This is a genomic window from Acinetobacter sp. YH12021, assembly GCF_013420145.1.
GTDB lineage: Bacteria > Pseudomonadota > Gammaproteobacteria > Pseudomonadales > Moraxellaceae > Acinetobacter > Acinetobacter towneri.
In genome coordinates, this window is record NZ_VOYT01000007.1 from 27,429 (window position 1) to 48,411 (window position 20,983).

The window sequence follows — 20,983 nt, forward strand, 5'->3', positions numbered from 1 at the left end:
TTTTTTGTTGGCTAAGTAAATGGAGATCGACTGGAAAAAACCAAAGTGATACGGATAACGTGATTTGATTTATCTCTGGGTAGATACAAAGAGAAGGTGGGCTAAATAAACTGTATTGATGAATGATGATACTTTTTGATAGATCTAATCAATCGAGGGTTTGGTTTTGTGTGGCAAGTGTGGATGTATTCGGTGTTGATGTCTTAGAAGATTTAAACGTGCTGTTTAAACATGATGGGTCTCAACTTAGATAAAGAAAGGCATAAAAAACAGCAACCGAAGTCGCTGTTTTTCTAGATCCATTGAAATTATTGCTCTTGCTGAATACCTGCCACTAACCAGTCTTGATTAGAGCCTGCAGGTTTTACAAAGTGCCAAATTTCTGTAAATGGTTGCGGTAAACTGTTCAGGTCTTCGCTGACTGTACCTGTAAAGCGTACACTTATGACATATTGACCATTTTCAGTTGCAGAATCGACCACCATGGCATTCAAGTTAGAAAACTCTGCTACATCTTGGTCTTGGTTTGCCATAATGTCCTGATACATCGACTGATATAAATCAGGAGTTAAATAACGCTGAATTTCTGCGATATTACTGGCTGTGTTCATAGACTGAATATGGTTAAAACGCTGACGCGCTACACGTAAAAAGGTTGCAGGCTCTGAACCATCAGGCAATTGATTGCCACTGTTGGTATAAGCTGCACCAAATGGCGCGTTATTATTGGCAGCTTGACCAAAAGGCGCTTGGGTAGAAGCGGCAGAACCCCCAACAGATTGACCAAAAATATTGGTATTGTCGTTACGTGGCGCTGCAGCAGGTGGTGTTTGCGCAAACGGTGCCTGATTGGCACCGCTATTTGGCGCATACGGATTAGGCGTTAGTTTTTTTTTTGCGCCCATCTTACGGAAAATGAAGAAGGCAACAGCAGCAGCGAGTAAAATCCAAATCCAGCTTGGAATACCGCCTTTTTCCTCTTGCGCTTCGGCAGCACTTGCAGCTTGATCATCGGCCAAGGCATTGGCAGCAACCGCACCAATTGCCGCACCTGCAACACCTGCAGCAACCATACCACCTACGCCTGGACCAGATTTTTGCTGTGCTGGTGCAGTTGTTGGTTGTTGTGCTGGCGTTGTTTGACGAGGTTGTTGGTAAGACTGAGTTGGAGCAGCCGAACGACTCATGCCATGGCTTTTACCGCCACCTGCACGTTTTGCTTCTGCTGCTAACGGAGCTACCAATAAAGTCGCTGTGAGCATTGCTGCGATCAAACCACGCTGTCGAACTTCCATCAAATTTTCCTATATTAAAATAAAGTTAAGCTGTGTATTTATGCAGGCATTTGCTGCGAATTTCAATATAAATATGATATTTTTTCTTGAAACTGAAAAAATATCATCCAAGGATTTAACCTAAGTTTTCACTTAAATTCATGGCTTCAGTTAAGGCTTCATGCAAACGCGCCACCGCAATAATTTGCACACCTGCAATGGCTTTTTGTGGGGCATTGCCACGCGGCACAATAATATATTTAAATCCGTGTTTAATAGCTTCTTTTAAGCGTTCCTGACCATTTGGTACTGGGCGGATTTCACCCGATAAACCGACCTCACCAAATACTGCCAATTGTTGTGGCAGGGCTTTGCCACGCAAGCTAGAAGCACAGGCAAGTAGTACAGCAAGGTCTGAACCTGTTTCAGTAATTTTTAAGCCGCCGACCACATTCACATACACATCTTGCCCTGAAGTTTGTACGCCGCCATGCCGATGCATCACCGCCAATAGCATATTCAGACGGTTTTGTTCCAGACCTAAAGCCACACGTCTAGGCTGACCATGTGCATCATCCACCAAAGCTTGTACTTCAACTAAAAGTGGTCGCGTTCCTTCGCGGCTAATCATGACAATAGAACCTGGAATTGCCTCATCATAACGGCTCAAAAATATCGCAGATGGATTGGCAACCTCGCGTAAGCCTTTATCGGTCATGCCAAAAACGCCCAGCTCATTCACTGCGCCAAAACGGTTTTTGACGGCCCGAATCATACGGTAGCGTGAGTCTGACTGACCTTCAAAATACAAGACGCAATCGACCATGTGTTCAAGGACGCGCGGCCCCGCTAAAGCCCCTTCTTTGGTCACATGACCGACAATAAACAGCGCAGTACCACTATTTTTAGCAAAACGAGTCAGCAAGGCAGCTGATTCACGAATTTGTGAAACACCACCTGGAGCAGACTGCAACGTTTCGGTATATAAAGTTTGAATCGAGTCCAGAATGGCTACCGCAGGGCGTTCATGCGCCAAAACTTCACAAATCCGTTCGACACAGGTTTCTGCCATGACTTTCAGTTGATCGGTGGGTAAGTCTAAGCGTTGAGCGCGTAACGCCACTTGCGAAAGAGATTCCTCACCTGTGATATATAAAGCGGTGTTATTGGCAGCCGCCATGTGAGTCGCAGTTTGTAGCAAAATGGTCGATTTCCCGATACCAGGATCTCCACCAATCAGTACCACAGAGCCCGTAACCAAACCGCCACCCAAAACACGGTCAAATTCCCCAATGCCTGTTGTTAAACGGGTTTCGTGCGATACAGACACTTTATTAAGCGTGGTAATGGCGGCCGCTTGTCCTGCATAGCCACCGCCCATTTTAGGTTGGGCACGATGCGTCACCGCAGGGGCAATACTGACCTCATGAAGTGAGTTCCATTCCCCACATTCTGAACATTGACCTGCCCATTTAGGATGATCTGCACCACATTGTTCACAGCGATAGACACTTTTTACTTTTGCCATAACCCAGTCATTGCATCAATTAAAAACTGACTACAGCATACAGAGGAATGTTCGCGAAATGAATGTTATCTGGATTTTTCATGGAAAATCATACAACCACGTGGGTGATTGTATGATTTATGATTTGAACGGAATAATTCAATGAATTGGGTTTATTTAGGGTTTGTTGACATTTCATAAATGGCTTGCGCTGTAGGCTAAAACTGAGCAGATTAGGCATGAAACGCAGGAAATAGCGAGACTATTGCCAAGTTTCATAACGCAATCTGAGAAAGTTTTAGCCACAGCCTTTCAGGGCAAGCATATTTTTTGCTGCTATTGCGTTATGCGCCAGTCATTTAGAATGACTAAATCTCCTGTCCCATGCCTTATATCAGCTAAAAAATATGCGTTGCCGCAAACATAGACGAATTGTCAACAGACCCTAATACAACTCGCCAGATTTGCGCTTCGCAATAAAGTCTTTAGATTCTTTGGCAATCACACCAGACAGTAACAACAAGGCAATTAAGTTTGGTACAGCCATTAAACCATTAAAGGTATCGGCAAATAACCAGACTAAATCTAGGGTGGCGATGGTGCCAATGAACACTGAAGCAATATAAATTAAGCGGTAAATCAACACGTATTTTTCGCCGAATAAATAAGTACAGCATTTTTCACCATAATAGCTCCAACCGAGAATGGTGGAATAGGCGAAGAAGATGATCCCGAAAGTGACGACCCAACCACCAAAGCCTGGCAATAACTGGTCAAAAACCTGTGTGGTGAGTACAGCACCTGTTGCACCACCAAAGCTATTACCTGCCATAATGAAGCCCATTACCAAAACAATCCCCGTGATGCTACAGACAATAATGGTATCAATGAAGGTACCTGTCATAGACACTAAACCTTGACGCGCAGGGTGGTCGGTTTTTGCAGCCGCAGCAGCAATAGGGGCAGAACCCATCCCTGCTTCGTTGGAGAATACGCCACGTGCAACCCCGTAACGAATTACTGCACCAATTGCACCGCCCGCAACTGCTTCACCAGTAAAGGCATCACGGAAAATTAGCTCAAATGCAGGCACGACAAGGTGTAAATTATTCAGGATAATAATTAAACCGCCTGTAACATACAGAATGGCCATAATCGGAACAATCACCGAAGATGCTTTGGAAATCGAGCTAATTCCGCCCAAAATCACCAATGCAGAAAATACGGTAATTACCACGCCAGTAATCCAAGTTTCTACACCTAAGCTATTTTCAACTGCTAAAGCTACGGTGTTGGATTGTACTGAACTACCAATTCCAAACGAGGCGACTGTGCCAAAAAAGGCAAAGATAATCGCGAGCCATTTCCATTTTAGTCCGCGTTCAATGTAGTACATTGGGCCGCCTGACATTTGCCCTTTTTCGTTTTTAATACGGTATTTAACCGCCAAAACACCTTCACCATATTTGGTCGCCATACCAAACAGGGCAGTCATCCACATCCAAAACACTGCACCCGGGCCACCGAGGACGCAAGCCGTTGCAACACCTGCAATATTTCCCGTACCAATGGTGGCAGAGAGTGCAGTCATCAGTGATGCGAAATGTGAAATATCGCCCGGTTCTTTTTGCGCTTTGTCGTGTTTGCAAAAGACTTGTTTAAAAGCCAGTGGCAGCATGCGGAATTGCCAGAACAATAAGCGGAAGGTGAGGAAGACGCCCGTTCCCACAATGAGAACCAGCATGTATGGACCCCAGACCCAACCGCTTAGGGTTTCCATCATCGATTGTAAATTTTGCATAAATTTCTTCTTATAAACGCAGTGTATAAATGCTTAGTTTGTGACTGTAGTTGAACAGTTGTAAAAATTAAGCAAGTGATATGCCAGTCTTTAAAACTTCCTGTTAAAAGAACTTGGTTTTAAGCACGTTATATTTTTTGCATAGTTTTTAGATTTTGACAATTGATGCCTTGAAATAAAATTGACTTTATCTGTGTCAGAAGTCGCAATTTTTCAGACCTGATAAGGTCAATCTATGCCAGCAGAATAGTAAGTAAGCTAGAATTTTTACTAAGCTCAATATAATCTCTCTGCATTAGCACTTTGGTCGCGGCAGTGATCGCGTTATACTTCATCGAAAATATTTTATAGGTGGTCAGATGCGTACCGTCATTTGCTGCATGAGTGTTTTGCTTACAACAGTGGTTTTGGTCGGTTGTGGTCAGTCAGGTACATTACAGTTACCCAATGACCCAAATTACGACAAACGCGCAAAATATTTGTTATATCCAGATGCTGCGCCTAAACGTGCAACGCAATCGGCAACATCGTCAGACACAGCCGTACCTGTGCAACAGCAGTTTGCTGCACCTGCTGCATCTACATCGACTACACCTTAACGCTTTCTAGATAAAGGATACATTCATGAGTTTTACCCGCATTCAAGGGGTTTTGCACGCCGAGCAATGTTCGCTACAACAACTCGCACAGCAATTTGGCACACCACTCTATGTTTATTCAAAAGCGACTTTTGAAAAGCATTATTTAGATATGGATCGTGCTTTCCACTTTATCGATCATCAAATTTGTTTTGCGGTAAAGTCAAACTCGAATCTTGCGGTATTGAATGTATTGGCTAAGTTGGGTGCAGGTTTTGATATTGTGACAGGCGGTGAATTGGCGCGTGTTCTCAAAGCAGGTGGTGATGCATCGAAAATTGTTTTTTCAGGTTTAGGTAAAACTGAAGCCGATATTCAAAAAGCGTTGGAAGTTGGGATTGCCTGCTTTAACGTAGAATCGCATGCAGAATTAGACCGTATTCAAAAAGTTGCGGCAAGCATGAATGTCAAAGCACCAATTTCATTACGGGTTAACCCAGATGTCGATGCCAAAACCCATCCTTATATTTCTACAGGCTTAAAAGAAAACAAGTTCGGGATTCCGTCTGATTCGGTATATAGCACTTATGAATATGCGGCTTCTTTAGCAAACTTAGATATCGTTGGAATTGACTGTCACATCGGTTCACAATTGACCGAAACACAACCGTTTGTCGATGCTTTAGATCGCGTGATTGTGATGATTGATACCTTAAAAGAAATGGGTATTCAGCTAAAACACATTGATATTGGCGGTGGTTTAGGGGTGACTTATAAAGATGAAACTCCACCAACGGTTGAAGAATATGCCAATGCTTTACGTCCCGCTTTAGAAAAGTTAGGTCTTAAAGTGTATATGGAACCGGGTCGTAGTATCTCTGCCAATGCGGGCGTGCTGCTAACAAAAGTTGATTTACTCAAACCGACCAATCATCGTAACTTTGCGATTATTGACGCTGCCATGAATGACTTAATCCGTCCTGCGTTATATGAAGCATGGATGGACATTCAGCCCGTAACCCCACGTACTGATGTTGAAACGCTAGAGTGGGATGTGGTTGGTGCAATTTGTGAAACAGGTGATTTCTTGGGTAAAGAACGTCAGCTTGCGATCAAAGAAAATGATGTTTTAGCTGTAATGGGTGCGGGCGCATACGGTTTTGTGATGAGTTCTAACTACAACAGCCGTGGTCGTGCAGCTGAAGTCATGGTCGATGCAGATCAAGCACATTTAATTCGTGAACGTGAAAGCATTGAATCGCTGTGGGAAAGAGAGCGTTTATTGCCATAAGGGGAATTCGAGATGTTATTAGAATTTACCAAAATGCATGGTCTGGGCAATGACTTCATGGTGGTTGATCTCATCAGCCAGCGTGCGTATTTGGATGCGCTGACTATTCAACGCCTTGCAGACCGCCACTTCGGGATTGGCTTTGACCAACTCCTGATTGTGGAACCGCCCGATTTACCAAATGTCGATTTTAAATATCGCATTTTCAATGCCGATGGTTCTGAAGTGGAGCAGTGCGGCAATGGTGTGCGTTGTTTTGCACGTTTTGTGCATGAACGTCAGCTTACGACCAAAACCAAAATCAAGGTGCAAACCAAGGCAGGCATTGTAGAGCCTGAATTGGGGCAAAACGGTTGGGTGCGGGTGAATATGGGCTATCCAAAATTCTTGCCGCATGAGATTCCATTCATTGCCGATGAGCCTGATAACTTATATGACATTGCGCTGAAAGATGGTGCTGCATTGACCATTGATGTGGTGAACATAGGCAATCCTCATGCTGTGACCATTGTGCCTGATGTATTGACTGCCGATGTTGCAGGTATTGGCCCACAAGTGGAATCACACGAGCGTTTTCCACAGCGCGTCAATGCAGGTTTTATGCAAATCATTGACGAAAAACATGCGCGTTTGCGTGTGTTTGAACGTGGCGTAGGTGAAACCTTGGCTTGTGGTACAGGTGCATGTGCTGCAGCCGTTTCGGGTATGCGCCGTGGCTTATTGTCTAATTCAGTTGAAATTGAATTGGCAGGTGGTAAGTTGCAAATCGAATGGCGTGAAGGCGATGTGGTGTGGATGACAGGGCCAACTGCTAATGTCTATCACGGTCGTTTGGATTTAAATTATTTTCAGGGCTGATGTTTCGTTCTAACATGAACAGCTCTTATCTTACTTAAAAGCACTATTCAAAACGAATGGTGCTTTTTTGTATCTTGCAGCACGGATCAGGTATGCTGTACTGAATGTCACTCTAAAAACTTCTACTCATTATGCCGCTACTGATTTTTTTACCTGGCGCTTCAGGCAATACCGCATTTTTTCATCCGCTAATCGAAAAGATTGAAAAACTGCCGTGGCAGAGTGCTGTAAAAATTGTGGCTTATCCTGAATTTAATCATCAGCCTGCACACCCACAAGTGTATGATTTTGCAAGTTTGCAGGCTTATGTGTTGGCGAATATCTCAGATGATTGCATTATCATTGCACAGTCGATGGGCGGTATTTTTGCAGTTTCTGCCGCGTTGCAATATCCAGAAAAAGTGAAAGGATTAGTATTGGCTGCAACATCAGGTGGCATGGATTTAAGCAGTTTTCAGGTGCAAGATTGGCGACAAGACTATCAAGCAAGTGATTTAAATTATCCTGACTGGTTTGTAGAGGCAAAGGCCGATTACACGGTAGACTTTGCTAAAATCAACATGCCTATTTTGTTGTTATGGGGCGATCAAGACCCGATAAGTCCACTGGCAGTAGGTGAGTTTTTACAACAACAATTTCCACAAGCCGTATTAAAAATTGTGCATGATGGTGATCATTTGTTTTTAGAAACACATGCAGATCAGGCGGCTGAACACATTGCTGCTTATTTATCTCAGTTTGCCGCAGTTCAGCAATCGGAGCGTGACTAATGTACGATCCGCAGCAACTATTAAAGATGTGGCTCAAAGAACGAGAAATACAACAGCAGTCACCGCATACGTTAAAAGCCTACGCACGCGATTTAAACGATTTTTTTAGCTTTTGTGAGCAACAACAACTTGCCTTATATGATGTAGAGGCTGCAGATTTGCGCCATTATTTAGCGCAAAAAGTAGAACAGCAACAGTTAAATAGCAGCAGTTTACAGCGCATGTTGTCAGCGATTCGTCAGTTTATGAAATGGGCCGAGCAAGGGCAGTATTTACAATTTAATCCAATTGATAATTTTCAGCTAAAACGTCAGCCACGACCTTTGCCGGGTTTGATTGATATTGAAACGATTCATCAAATTTTGGATCAGCCTGAACCTGAAACTGAAGTACAACAACAAATGTGGCGACGCGATAAAGCGATTTTAGAATTGCTCTATTCGAGTGGTTTGCGCCTAGCAGAGGTACAAAGTTTACGTATCCGCGATTTAGATTTTAACCGTCAATTGCTGCGCATTACGGGTAAAGGCAATAAAACCCGTATAGTGCCTTTTGGTCGCAAAGCCAAAGATGCGGTGATGCAATGGCTGCAGATTTACCCTTTATGGCAGGGCGATTTTGTACCCGATGCAGCATTGTTTATTACTCAAAAAGGTGAACCTTTAAAAGCACGCCAAATTGAAAATCGGGTGAAGTTTCAGGCGCAGCGTGCGGGCGTTAATGTCGATTTGCATCCGCACTTATTGCGACATTGTTTTGCAAGTCACATGCTGTCGAATAGTGGGGATATACGTGCAGTCCAAGAAATGCTTGGGCATAGCAATTTAAGCACCACGCAAATTTATACCCATGTCGATTTTGATCAGTTAGCGCGAGTTTATGATCAGGCACATCCACGTGCGAGTAAAAAGTAAAGCTTTACCTAAAGTCGGCATTATTTTTGCAAGTTAAAATATAGCTATTTCATACTGCAAATATTTTTCTCACAGTCAGTTGTAAAGCCTTTGTGCTGTACTTAATACTTTAAGTAAAAGCGCTTTCACCAAGATGTCATTGCAACTATTGTAGAATAATAAAAAAGTGCGTTATGCAGTATAAAGAAGCAGAAAGAGTGGGTCACACGAATAATAGACATGGATGACATTATTTTTTGTTCCACTGCATAACACTTTGGATATCAAATGATAGGCAAAACCATGATTTCGAATCTTCAAGAAAAATATGAACAATTAAGCCCAAACCAAAAAGAAATTTTTGCAGGTTATGGCTTGCGTCAAGTGAAACATTTTGTCGAAATAAGCTTGCCGATGATCGAGCAAGAACTACCTGCCGATTGTTTAGTGCAGGGTATTAATGCCGAAGGTAAAATGCAGGCGATTCATCCGCAAACGCAACAAAGCTATTTATGGATTTCAGATCAGCAGTGGCAAGCACGCTCATCCGCTGGTAGTAAAATAGATGTAAAAGAAGATTTTATTGCAGTTTGGGAAATTTTTAATTTACAGGCCTATGAATTGATAGATTTAAGTCATATCCACCGTGACTTTTTAGAAACTCAGCAAGTTTAAGCTGAGTTTTTTTATGTCCTTTATCTGGGAGGTGGCGTGGTGAAAGCGCATAAATATCCATCAAAATAAAACAGATTGTTTATTTCATACCCAATAAACTGCTGAATACAGTTTTGTGAACCAGCAGTCACATTTTAAAAGAGCATTTATATCTGAAAAAATACTGCAAAAAATAAAGTTTTCTATCTTTAATGACAGTCAGATTATGGGGTTTTATGTAAGGAACTTTGCTTAAATTGTAGGCGGAACTCAATTTGAATTGCATTTCAATCAATCTTGTTGATGAGGGAAATAAATAAAAAACATAATATAAATCAAAGCTTAAAATTGCTTATATAATCGTCGCTTGGTTTGTTAATTTTTAGAAATAAAAAAGTATGAACGCATCGTTCAGTTAATTTTCGGCATTTTTAGCCTTGTTTAGACAATTCTGACTTGACCGAAATGCCGATCACATAGCAAGATAGGACACCTAAAAAATTTAAAGCGAAGAGTTATTATTAACTTTTCTCAATATTTACTTTTGCTAAAACAGCCGAGGATTACATGAAGGCTCTTGTTGCTGTAAAACGTGTGGTAGATGCCAACGTTAAAGTTCGCGTTAAGCCGGATAATAGTGGAGTTGACCTAACTAACGTTAAGATGTCAATTAACCCATTCTGTGAAATCGCAGTGGAAGAAGCGGTTCGTTTAAAAGAAAAAGGAACTGTTTCAGAAATCGTAGTGGTATCCATTGGTCCTAAAGAAGCGCAGGAACAAATTCGTTCTGCAATGGCGCTTGGTGCAGACCGTGGTATTTTGGTTGAAACAGCCGATGAGATTGGTGCACTTGAAGTGGCTAAAATCTTAAAAGGTGTTGTTGAACAAGAACAACCACAACTTATTTTATTGGGTAAGCAAGCTATTGATGACGACTCTAACCAAGTTGGTCAAATGCTAGGCGCTTTACTTGGTGCAGGTCAGGGTACTTTTGCTTCAGAAGTAAAAGTAGATGGCGACAAAGTTCAGGTAACACGTGAAATTGACGGTGGTTTACAAACTGTTGAGCTTGCACTTCCTGCAATCATCACCACTGACTTACGTTTGAATGAGCCACGTTATGCGGCACTTCCAAACATCATGAAAGCACGTAAAAAACCGCTAGACACCAAATCTCCTGCAGATTATGGCGTTGCAACAGGTACTAAGCTGAAAACTGTAAAAGTTGAAGCACCTGCTGAGCGTAAAGCGGGCGTACAAGTGAAATCTGTAGATGAGCTTGTAGAAAAATTGAAAAACGAAGCGAAAGTGATCTAATACAGAAGGATAAAAATCATGAGTATTTTAGTTATCGCTGAGCACGACAATAAAGCACTAAATGGTGCAACATTAAACGTTGTTGCTGCAGCTCAAAAAATCGGTGGTGATATCACTGTATTGGTTGCGGGTTCTGGTGCACAAGCAGTTGCAGACCAAGCAGCTAAAGTTGCAGGCGTAAGCAAAGTATTACTTGCTGACGATGCGGCTTATGCAAACCAATTGGCTGAAAACGTAGCAAAACTTGTTGCAGAATTAGGCAAAGGTTATAGCCATATCCTTGCTGCCTCTACAACAACAGGTAAAAACATTTTACCGCGTGCGGCTGCACTTCTTGACGTTAGCATGATCACAGACATCGTCGCTGTAGATTCTGCAAAGACATTCAAACGTCCAATTTATGCAGGTAACGCAATTGCGACTGTAGAATCTTCAGAAGCGATTGTGGTGGGTACTGTACGTGGTACAGCATTTGACCCTGTTGCTGCAGAAGGTGGTTCAGCAGCAGTTGAAGCTGCTGCTTCACAAGGTGATGCGGGTATTTCTAAGTTCGTATCTGAAGAAATTGTGAAATCAGAGCGTCCAGAGTTAACAGCAGCGCGTATTGTGGTTTCAGGTGGTCGTGGTGTAGGTTCTGGTGAGAACTATCACAAAGTGCTTGATCCATTAGCGGATAAACTTGGTGCAGCACAAGGTGCTTCACGTGCAGCAGTAGATGCTGGCTTCGTACCAAACGACATGCAAGTAGGTCAAACAGGTAAAATTGTTGCACCTGATTTGTACATCGCTGTGGGTATCTCTGGTGCGATTCAGCACTTGGCAGGTATGAAAGACTCTAAAGTGATTGTTGCAATCAACAAAGACGAAGAAGCACCAATTAATGCAGTAGCAGACTACTGGTTAGTGGGTGATTTGAACACTGTTGTTCCAGAGTTAGTATCTAAAATCTAATTACTGAACACAGTCAAAAACGCCTCTATGTGAATAGCATAGGGGCGTTTTTTATTGTCTTTTTTAATTTAGATGCAGTGATTGGTTTTAAGTACATTATGTGAACTTAGCGTATATGTGGGTACATATCGAGCAAGTATATGTTGAAGATATTTTGACGTGACTCTTAAAAATATGACGCACTTTTGTTTCTTGGGTGTGAATATTTTTTTGCCTAAAAAATCACCGTTAAATTTAAGTAAATTAACAAGATTAAGATCATCTCTAAAGCACAAAAACACAGGCGTATATGCTATAATTTTTCGCTAGTTTTTATTTTTAGCCTGCATTTCAGGCTAATCATTTGCAAGTTTTACGACATATAAAATGCAAGCAAAATTTGTTTGCAGAATAAGGAGTATGCATGAGCGTATCGGAAATTAGACCGATTGCCATTGAGGATGAACTCAAGCACTCGTATTTAGACTATGCGATGAGCGTGATTGTGTCACGTGCGCTGCCAGATGTACGAGATGGTCTAAAACCTGTGCATCGTCGTGTGCTATTCGCAATGCACGAATTGGGCAATGACTACAACAAAGCTTACAAAAAGTCTGCCCGTGTAGTCGGTGACGTCATCGGTAAATATCACCCTCACGGTGATTATGCAGTTTACGAAACAATTGTTCGTATGGCGCAAGATTTCAGTTTGCGTTATCAATTGGTCGATGGTCAGGGTAACTTCGGTTCGATTGATGGCGATAGTGCCGCAGCCATGCGTTATACCGAAGTCCGTATGCGCAAACTTACTCATGAACTGTTGGCCGATTTAGAAAAGGACACTGTCGATTGGGAAGATAACTACGACGGCTCTGAGCGTATTCCTCAAGTGATGCCTACTCGTATTCCAAACCTATTGGTCAATGGTGCTGCAGGTATTGCTGTAGGTATGGCGACCAATATGGCACCGCACAACATGACTGAAGTGGTGCATGCATGTTTGGCTTATGCAGACAACCCAAATATTTCAATTGAAGGGTTGATGGAACATATCACAGGTCCAGACTTCCCTACAGGCGGTATTATTTACGGTAAATCAGGCATTGTTGATGCTTACCGTACAGGTAAAGGCCGTTTGCATATTCGTGGTAAGTACCATTTTGAAGAAGATCAAAAATCTGGTCGTACCACCATCGTCTTTACTGAAATCCCTTATCAGGTCAACAAAGCCAAAACCATTGAGCGTATTGCTGAACTGGTGAAAGAGAAGAAACTCGAAGGTATTTCAGAATTACGTGATGAGTCTGATAAAGAAGGGATGCGTATTGCAATTGATCTGAAGCGTGGTGAAAACGCTGAAGTGATTGTGAATAACCTGTTCTTAAATACGCAGTTAGAAAACTCATTCAGCATCAACATGGTCTGCCTAGACAATGGTCAGCCAAAATTGATGAACCTGAAAGATATTATTGCGGCATTTATTCGTCACCGCCAAGAAGTAGTGACCCGCCGTACCATGTTCGAGTTGCGTAAAGCGCGTGAACGTGGACACATCTTAGAAGGCTTAACCGTTGCGTTGGCCAATATTGATGCCATCATCGAAACGATTAAATCTTCTGCCAACCCAGCCGAAGCGCGTGAGCGTTTACAGGCAGGCGAGTGGGCAGCAGGTGGTGTAGTTGCGTTATTGGAAAAAGCAGGTTCAGTTTCTGTACGTCCAGATGAAATTGAAGGCGAAGACCCTAACCGCCCGTTTGGTTTAGATGGTCAGGTCTATCGTTTATCACCTGCGCAAGTGACCGCAATTTTAGAATTACGTTTGCATCGTTTAACAGGTCTAGAACAAGACAAGTTACATGCAGAATATTCTGAAATTTTGGCACAAATTGCTGAATTAACTGCAATTTTGAATGACTTTAATTTGTTGATGGGCGTGATTCGTGAAGAGTTGGCGCAAGTTTTACAGCAATATGGCGATGCACGTCGTACTGAAATTGTAGAATCTCGCATTGATTTCTCGCGTGAAGATTTAATCCCAGAAGAACAAGTGGTACTGACAGTATCACAAACAGGTTATGCAAAAACTCAACCATTGTCAGATTACGCAGCGCAGCGTCGTGGTGGTCGTGGTAAATCTGCAACGTCGATGAAAGAAGATGATTATGTGCAGCATTTAATCGTGACATCTAACCATGCAACGGTGCTGTGCTTTACCGATGTGGGTAAAGTGTACCGTCTGAAAGTGTTTGAAGTGCCACAGGCATCGCGTGGTGCGAAAGGTCGTCCAATGGTGAACTTATTGCCATTAGATGCCAATGAAACCATCACCGCGATTTTACCTGTCATTGATGCACCGAAGAAATTTACCGAGCGTTTGGCAGACTTCCGTAGCTATGTAAAAGCCAATGCTACACATATACAAACCAACGCAATCATTGCTGCACATTATGCAGAATTAGAAGCTGCCTTTGCTGAATTAGCAGATGGTGATGATTTATCTGATGCATTGCGTGTGCAATTGAAACAATTGGGTGTAGAGCTTTCTGCAACCGATTTAGACGATGAGATCATTGCAGAATTTGCATCACAAGCAGAAGCCTTGCGTAAAAACTTTTATGTCTTTATGGCAACGGCATCAGGTACAGTGAAACGTGTTGAATTGGAACAATTCAGTAACGTACGTTCGAATGGTTTACGTGCCATTGAATTGAATGAAGAAGACACTTTAATTGGTGTTGCAATTACCGATGGCGAACAGCAAATTATGTTGTTCTCCAATGAAGGTAAAGCGATTCGTTTTGCTGAAACCGATGTACGTTCAATGGGTCGTGCGGCCAAAGGCGTACGTGGTATGCGTGTCAGCTTCGGTTCAGCACAAGTTGAAGATGTCGAAGATGTAGAAGTCGATGGCGATGATGAAGACAGTTCAGATTCAGCACTCATCAGCCGTATCGTATCGCTAGTCGTAGTACCAGAAACAGGCGAAGTTTTGTGTGCTTCGGCGAATGGTTATGGTAAGCGTACACCTGTAGACGACTTCCCAACCAAAAAACGTGGTGGTAAAGGTGTGATTGCCATTAAGACCTCTGAACGTAATGGTGAATTGGTCGGTGCAGTTGCTATTGATGAAAGCAAAGAACTGATGCTGATTTCTGATGGCGGTACATTAGTGCGTACTCGCGCTTCTGAAGTGGCGCAAACAGGTCGTAATGCACAAGGTGTACGTTTAATCCGCTTGGGTGAAAACGAAACACTGGTGGGTGTAGAAGCGATTGAAGCTGTTGAAGAAGACGAGTTTGTTGAGGCGATTGAAGGTGCAGAATCTTTAGTGGCTGAAACGGATGCAGTTGCTGAAACTGAGCAAGTGGAAAAAGACGGTGAAAATTCAGTAGAAGAATAAGTTTTTTACTGATAAAAAGGGCGCTTCGGCGTCCTTTTTTATAAACGTTGACTGCATAAGGGTAAGCGATGAAAACCAAATTAATGTTGTTGGCAGCAGCGGTTGCATTGAGTGGCTGTAATTCAATGGACAATATTCCAGATCCGAGTCCTGAACAGGAAAAGGCGGCACAGCTAGCCTATGAGGATTTGCGTGATGGGAAGTATGACGAGTTTTTGGATCAGTTAGAGCCGCAGTTGCAAACCCAGTTTAAGGACAATGAAAAGCTGATGAAACGCTTTTCACGTTCAATTCCTCAAGGTGAATACAAGTCTAAGACTTTAATGACCAAAGAGATTGAAGAAGCAACCAATCAGCATGGGCAATATAAGGTCAGCTATGAAATTGCCTATCCGGAAAATCTGGTTCAGTATGATGTTAGTTTTGACAAGCCGAATGGTAGCAACAAGATTCGTAATTTCAATATTCAAGTCTTTGGCGAATCGGGTAAATAAGTGGAATAGGAGCATTGCTATAATGCTCTATCTGCTTTGATGACCAGAAATTAAACGTCGATAAGCCAAAAAAAAGCACAAGCTACCGATCATTCCAAGATAGAGCAATTTAGGCAAGATCAGTGTTGTAGGCACACCCATCTGATTGAGTTGAATAAACATCTGCACAATTTGGGTAGAGGGCAGGATTTCGCCAACGACTTGCATCCAGGTGGGCATGGCAGCATGCGGCCAGGCCGCACCAGATAAAAAGAACAGTGGAATAGAAGTGAATACAATGACATGCCCCGCACGTTCCGGCAGATCCAGAAAACTAGCAAATAAGCAGGTCATGCCAATTATCGTGTAGATAAAAACCGCAACAGCCAGCAGCATCCCGAGCAGGTTGCCACCGCGCGGATAATCAAATAGCCAGAAGCTAAAGCCGAATAAATAGAAACATCCCAGACAACCAATGGTGAAGACCGCTAAACACATCCCAATCAATGCATTTGTGTTTAATTCTATTTTTCTTTCCCGATATACCAAAATCAGCATACTCAAACCCAAAAGAATGGTTTGGTGGATAATTAAAGGTGCAACCGCAGGAAAGACATAGCTGCCATAGCCGGACAGCGGATTAAATAAAGGAATTTGATGCACAGAAAGGGCAGGTGAAAAATCCGAGACCTTGCCAAAGCGTTCAGTATAATCTGCCAAAGTTTGCTCAACTGATGTGGCTAAGCCCAGACCAATTTGTTTGGTTACTAAAAAGTTGGCTGTACTTAAATACAGGCCAATGCCACCTGTTTCACCATGCCTTAAGCTTTGCGATAAATTGTCTGGCAGAAGTAAAATACCATCGGCTTTTTGTGATTCCACCCATTGTTTGGCCTCGGAAAAATTGCCGGTAATCGCCTCAATCTCCACATTGGGGCTTTGTGCCACTTGACCAATAATACGGGTGCTTAAGTTACTTTGTTCTTCATCGACAATAATAATCGGTAAGGCTTCAGCCTGCTGTGCCTGATAAGCGGTTGGATAAAAAAAGCTGTAAAACAAGACGGATAGAATAAGCGTGGTAAAGATCGTGCCGTGACTGACAATATCCTTAAAGCTTTGCAGATAGTAAAACCAGAGGGATTTCATTGGACTGCTCCTTTAACTATTTTTTTAAGAAACAGATAAGCCAGCAGAGCGTAAACTAGGGCATAGATCAGCAGCATGAATCCAGCTTGCAGTGAAATATGCAATGGACTACCAATCACCCATTGTTCAGTTTGTAATTTGGCATAGGGCGTAAACGGAATAATATTGGACCAGAACTGGGTGAATAGGGGCGCATTATTTAAAGGTAAAGTCACACCGGCAAAACTTAAAGATGAACCACCATAGACCGCAATGATGCCAAAAGATTTACTTAAATCTTTGGTTGCCAGAACCACTGCACTGCTTAAAAATGCATAAGCGCTATATAGCAGAAATTGTGCCGATAGAATCAGAGCGAGCGAGCCGGCAACAAACCAGCCGCGAATTTCAATCAGCCAGAACATCCAGATCCAGGTCCATAGACTAAAAATAGCCACATAGATCAGGTTCTTAGACAGCAATGCCATCCAGATGGATGAGTTGCTAATCCAGCTTGTTAAGGTCTGCCGCTTCAGTTCCTGACCGACGGAAAATGCCACACAACAACACAGCAGTAAATGCAGAATTGCCGGAATGACATAGGGTTCCAGATAGAATTCATAATTCAGCTGCGGATTATACAGCGGAGATATTTTAATATGCGGTGACGGTGCTTCGAGAGAGGGGAGTCGGTTGCCCAGATATTGCTGTCCGCTAAATTCAGCGAGTGCTTGTAGGGTACTGACCAGCATGGCCGAGGAAATGGTATTTCCAATACTGAAATAACTCTGGTTAAAAGCAATACTGATGTCAGCATCCTGGGCACGAACCAGACGTTGCTCGGCACCGCTTGGAATATGGATATAACCCCAAATTTTATTTTGATTTAACAGGCGCTCAATTTCAGCTGTTTGTTCCGACACCGTAGCAATTTTAAGAGTATGATTCAGCGCCACATGTTGATAAATGCTTTGACTCAGCGCACTCTGGTCTTGATCAATAATCGCAATCGGTAAATGATCCGATTTCCCTTGAGCAAACATGCTGCTGAATAAAATAATCACCAGTGCAGGTGCCAGCGTGACCAGACACAGATCCCATTTTTCGCTGAGCAGATAGCGCAGTTCGCGCCATATACCCGTCCACATTATCGGGTCTCTTTCAGTTTAAATAACACGCTCATCCCGACTTTCAGTTCAGAAATCGCTGGTGTGGGTACAAGATGCAGCTTAAAACTGCGCACATCATAACCGCCGGTTTGACGTGTGGTCTTAATGGTGGCAAATTCACCTTCAGCACTGATCTGTCTAATTTGAAAAGTGGCGGTTTTATCTAGGGCGGGAATATAACCTTCAATACTGCTCATTTTCTGAAATGGGGCATATTGGTCTTCACGAATATTCAGGCTCACCCACATTTGATCTTCAATCAGGCTGACCACAGGGACTGCGGTGGCTACCAGCTCCGAGACTTTGCCATAGGTTTTAGACACCGTTCCGTTTACAGGTGCTACTAATTGGGTTTCTGCTTCTAAAGCATTGGCTTCATCCAGCGCAGCCTGGGCAATATCTACTTGTGCATCGGCAGAACTCTTTTGCTGTGAGGTGCTGCCACGTTTGGCACGTGCGTATTGCTGATACGCTGCTTCTGTCATTTGCGCCGCTGATTGACTGGCTGCATACAATTCATCACGGCGCTGGCGTGAAATCACACCTTCCTTCAATAAATTTGCACCACGCTCATAAGAAACTTTGGCTAAATTTTGCTGTGCTTTCAGCGATTGCCAGTTGGCATACAGACTGGCGATATTTTCTTCCTGCGAGCCACGTTCAGCAGTCGATTGTAAGGCCAGCGCAGATTGTAAAGCCGCTGCGGCTTGCTGTTTTTTGGCCTGAATTTCCGGGCTGTTTAAGCGCACCAGTACATCGCCTTTTTTGACCCGCTGACCTTCTTCTACATAGATTTCTTCAATACGGCTTGGCACTTTGGTCGCCACCTGAACTGTTTCAGCTTCTACACGACCCTGCAATTCAAGCGGAGCCGGTTGGTAGCTTTTCCACAATCCAAAAGCGATGACTGCCAGCAGAACTGGAATCAGGGCGAGCAATAAATATTTTTTCTTTTTAGCGATTTCAGGAGCTTGTTGTTGCTCGGTCGAAGTCGTCGCGTTGTTTTCTATTTCAGTTTTTGTTTCTACCTGTTGCGCAGGCGATTTTTCTGTATCGCTGGATGAAGCCACTTCATTCACAGGATCATTGGGTTTTTGATCTTCGTTCATGTTCGGCTCCATTAGCGAATATAGTGGGTGTTGGCATGTTGAATGTAGGTTGGAAATTCTGCAATCGAGCCATGGCTTTGTAATAGTGTGGCCAGTGACATCACATATTTGTAAGCATTCAAGGCAGTTTCAACTCGTAGTCCGCTCAGCATATTTTGTGCATCGATGACCTGTGTGGCGGTGCCCGTATCTTCTTTAAAAGACAATTCTTGGATGCGTAAATTTTCCTGTGCGGCTTTCAAGTTTTGTGCCAGAAGTACATCACTTTGCTGTGCACTAAGTGCTTCGCTATAAGATTTATAAATCAGATTTTCAATTTCCTGCTGGGTGCGTGCAGTAAGCAGTTCTGTTGCAGAGCGTTTGAGTTCGGCAGCCTGAATATTCTTGTTTTTATCGATCCCGGAAAACAGGTTATAGCGTGCGGCAACCCCGACAATCCAGTTTTCATTTTGATCCAGACTATATTCGCCAAAAGCAAATACATTTGGTTTTTTCGCTGCTTGCTGGGCTTTCACATTGGCTTGGGCCAATTGGGTATCCAGCTGCATTTTTTGAATCAGCGCAGAGTTCTGACTAAAAGTTTTTAGCAGATGATTTAAGGCCTGTGGCTCGGTTTTATTGACAAATAAAGGCGTCGAAAGCTCAGTGATGCTACTTTCCTGAAGCAGATTATTCAGCTGGAACAGCGCAGCATTCAAATTGGCCTGCGTATTTTGCTGGCTGCGCTCGGCATTATTACGTGCCACTTCAAATTGCATACGCTGGCCTTTACTGATAAAACCTTGCTGTTCCATTTTTAAGGCATTGCGATAATGCTGCTGCATGGCATTCAGATTAAACAGCGCAGCTGCATGCAATTGCTTTTGGAGCTGCACATTAAAATAACTTTGAATCAGTTCAAAACGCTGCGTATCTTGCTGCTGTTTGTTGCTGAGCTGACTACGACCGACCTGAATATTGGCAATTTCTTTGGCACTACGGGTGAGGCCTCCAGTATATATTGGCATAATCACGGAAACAGTGGGGCGAATCACCTGATCTTCAAGGATGACATTAGACGTATCCGGAATCAGACCAACTCCGCTATGAATAGTATTGTTAAGTCCATCACGCAGTGGATCGGTAATACCTGCAGGTAGATCCACGCCATTACTGGCCTCCCACTCATTAAGCCGGCCATTCACGCCTTGAGAGAGTGAATTCTCCAGATTATTTTTAAATTGCTTTAATGGAATATCGACTTCACTGTGAAAGGCATAGGCACGAACATTCAGGTCGACACGTGGCAGACCTACGCCTTTTACTGCTTCAGCTTCAAGTTTTGAAGCCTGTTCCAGACTTTGATAGGCTTGGCTGCTATAAGAATTTTGCAACAACTGACGTTCAGCATCCTGAAAGCTGATGCTCTGTGCATGAGCAAAGCTGCCATACATCATAGATGCAAGCAGATTTAAACCCCAGACAAGCTGTCTTTTATTTTTCTTTAAGTTCATAAAGTCGCTAAACTGATATAAAGCCGGTAATGTTATCCCGCTAGTATAAATCAAAGGTTCGCAGATAGAACTAGTGTAAAGTTATAGTATTGTTTCTTGTACATTTGTCTATAAAAAGCACGCTTATGCGTCCTCTAATCTTCTTTTTTTACCTTTTCTTTTTAAATAGCGTTTTTTAGCTACTTTTTCTCTATATTCTTTTAAAAGTCTTGGATTTTTTGCGATTAATTCATCCATATTGCTTTTTCCCCCCTCGAAATTCAGGATATTGCTCTCGCATTTTTTTACATTCACTCTTTTCTCGCCAGATTTTAAAGAATAAATAAAGCTTGCTGAAG

The 20,983-nt window shown here is 42.9% G+C and carries 17 protein-coding genes; 10 read left to right on the top strand and 7 right to left on the bottom strand.

The window, feature by feature from the left end; translation table 11 throughout:
• Nucleotides 1–308 precede the first annotated feature (308 nt).
• From FTT91_RS07580 to FTT91_RS07590, 3 genes are all read right to left on the bottom strand, one after another.
• Nucleotides 309–1,295: a Tim44 domain-containing protein gene (locus FTT91_RS07580; protein WP_004971891.1), complete on the bottom strand. Its 987-nt coding sequence runs from the start codon at nucleotides 1,293–1,295 to the stop codon at nucleotides 309–311.
• Nucleotides 1,296–1,410: 115 nt separating this feature from the next.
• Nucleotides 1,411–2,802, bottom strand: coding sequence for a DNA repair protein RadA (radA, locus tag FTT91_RS07585; protein WP_104853204.1), 1,392 nt, complete (start codon nucleotides 2,800–2,802; stop codon nucleotides 1,411–1,413).
• Between the two features lie 424 nt (nucleotides 2,803–3,226).
• Nucleotides 3,227–4,582 (bottom strand): sodium:alanine symporter family protein, encoded by a 1,356-nt coding sequence (locus tag FTT91_RS07590; RefSeq protein WP_096900947.1) that lies wholly within the window; start codon nucleotides 4,580–4,582, stop codon nucleotides 3,227–3,229.
• Nucleotides 4,583–4,941: 359 nt separating this feature from the next.
• On the opposite strand from FTT91_RS07590, the gene FTT91_RS07595 reads away from it, so the two are divergent.
• The 10 genes from FTT91_RS07595 to FTT91_RS07640 all read left to right on the top strand — a co-directional run bounded on the left by FTT91_RS07595 (nucleotide 4,942) and on the right by FTT91_RS07640 (nucleotide 15,767).
• Complete coding sequence (locus tag FTT91_RS07595) at nucleotides 4,942–5,181, top strand: lipoprotein (protein ID WP_004971884.1); 240 nt, start codon at nucleotides 4,942–4,944, stop codon at nucleotides 5,179–5,181.
• Between the two features lie 25 nt (nucleotides 5,182–5,206).
• Nucleotides 5,207–6,451, top strand: coding sequence for a diaminopimelate decarboxylase (lysA, locus tag FTT91_RS07600; RefSeq protein WP_004971882.1), 1,245 nt, complete (start codon nucleotides 5,207–5,209; stop codon nucleotides 6,449–6,451).
• A 12-nt stretch (nucleotides 6,452–6,463) separates the two neighbouring features.
• Nucleotides 6,464–7,309 carry a diaminopimelate epimerase gene (dapF, locus tag FTT91_RS07605; protein WP_004971880.1) on the top strand — a complete coding sequence of 282 codons (846 nt, stop codon included), beginning with the start codon at nucleotides 6,464–6,466 and terminating at the stop codon, nucleotides 7,307–7,309.
• 131 nt (nucleotides 7,310–7,440) lie between these two features.
• The gene (locus FTT91_RS07610) at nucleotides 7,441–8,079 is read left to right on the top strand and encodes an alpha/beta fold hydrolase (protein ID WP_180169217.1); all 639 of its coding nucleotides are present in this window, start codon (nucleotides 7,441–7,443) and stop codon (nucleotides 8,077–8,079) included.
• The gene (xerA, locus tag FTT91_RS07615; RefSeq protein ID WP_004971874.1) at nucleotides 8,079–8,993 is read left to right on the top strand and encodes a site-specific tyrosine recombinase/integron integrase; all 915 of its coding nucleotides are present in this window, start codon (nucleotides 8,079–8,081) and stop codon (nucleotides 8,991–8,993) included. The genes FTT91_RS07610 and xerA overlap by 1 nt, the downstream gene beginning before the upstream one ends.
• Nucleotides 8,994–9,275: 282 nt before the next feature.
• Nucleotides 9,276–9,647: a hypothetical protein gene (locus FTT91_RS07620; RefSeq protein ID WP_180169218.1), complete on the top strand. Its 372-nt coding sequence runs from the start codon at nucleotides 9,276–9,278 to the stop codon at nucleotides 9,645–9,647.
• Between the two features lie 546 nt (nucleotides 9,648–10,193).
• Nucleotides 10,194–10,943 carry an electron transfer flavoprotein subunit beta/FixA family protein gene (locus FTT91_RS07625; RefSeq protein WP_096901145.1) on the top strand — a complete coding sequence of 250 codons (750 nt, stop codon included), beginning with the start codon at nucleotides 10,194–10,196 and terminating at the stop codon, nucleotides 10,941–10,943.
• 18 nt (nucleotides 10,944–10,961) lie between these two features.
• A complete protein-coding gene (locus FTT91_RS07630) occupies nucleotides 10,962–11,894 on the top strand; it encodes an electron transfer flavoprotein subunit alpha/FixB family protein (RefSeq protein ID WP_131261593.1) in 933 nt (310 codons plus the stop codon).
• A 403-nt stretch (nucleotides 11,895–12,297) separates the two neighbouring features.
• Nucleotides 12,298–15,273 carry a DNA gyrase subunit A gene (gene gyrA, locus FTT91_RS07635; protein WP_167845878.1) on the top strand — a complete coding sequence of 992 codons (2,976 nt, stop codon included), beginning with the start codon at nucleotides 12,298–12,300 and terminating at the stop codon, nucleotides 15,271–15,273.
• Nucleotides 15,274–15,341: 68 nt separating this feature from the next.
• Nucleotides 15,342–15,767, top strand: coding sequence for a DUF3887 domain-containing protein (locus FTT91_RS07640; RefSeq protein WP_180169219.1), 426 nt, complete (start codon nucleotides 15,342–15,344; stop codon nucleotides 15,765–15,767).
• Between the two features lie 27 nt (nucleotides 15,768–15,794).
• On the opposite strand, the gene FTT91_RS07645 is transcribed toward FTT91_RS07640, so the two are convergent.
• Genes FTT91_RS07645 through FTT91_RS07660 form a run of 4 tightly spaced genes read right to left on the bottom strand, consistent with a single transcriptional unit; the run spans nucleotide 15,795 to nucleotide 20,645 of the window.
• On the bottom strand, nucleotides 15,795–16,895 hold the full coding sequence (locus tag FTT91_RS07645; protein WP_096901141.1) for an ABC transporter permease: 1,101 nt from the start codon (nucleotides 16,893–16,895) through the stop codon (nucleotides 15,795–15,797).
• Nucleotides 16,892–18,022: an ABC transporter permease gene (locus FTT91_RS07650; protein ID WP_004971855.1), complete on the bottom strand. Its 1,131-nt coding sequence runs from the start codon at nucleotides 18,020–18,022 to the stop codon at nucleotides 16,892–16,894. Before FTT91_RS07650 ends, FTT91_RS07645 begins: the two co-directional genes overlap by 4 nt.
• A complete protein-coding gene (locus FTT91_RS07655) occupies nucleotides 18,022–19,152 on the bottom strand; it encodes an HlyD family secretion protein (protein ID WP_005252470.1) in 1,131 nt (376 codons plus the stop codon). Before FTT91_RS07655 ends, FTT91_RS07650 begins: the two co-directional genes overlap by 1 nt.
• Before the next feature lie 11 nt (nucleotides 19,153–19,163).
• Nucleotides 19,164–20,645, bottom strand: a complete 1,482-nt coding sequence (locus FTT91_RS07660; RefSeq protein ID WP_180169220.1) for a TolC family protein — start codon at nucleotides 20,643–20,645, stop codon at nucleotides 19,164–19,166.
• Between the last annotated feature and the right edge of the window lie 338 nt (nucleotides 20,646–20,983).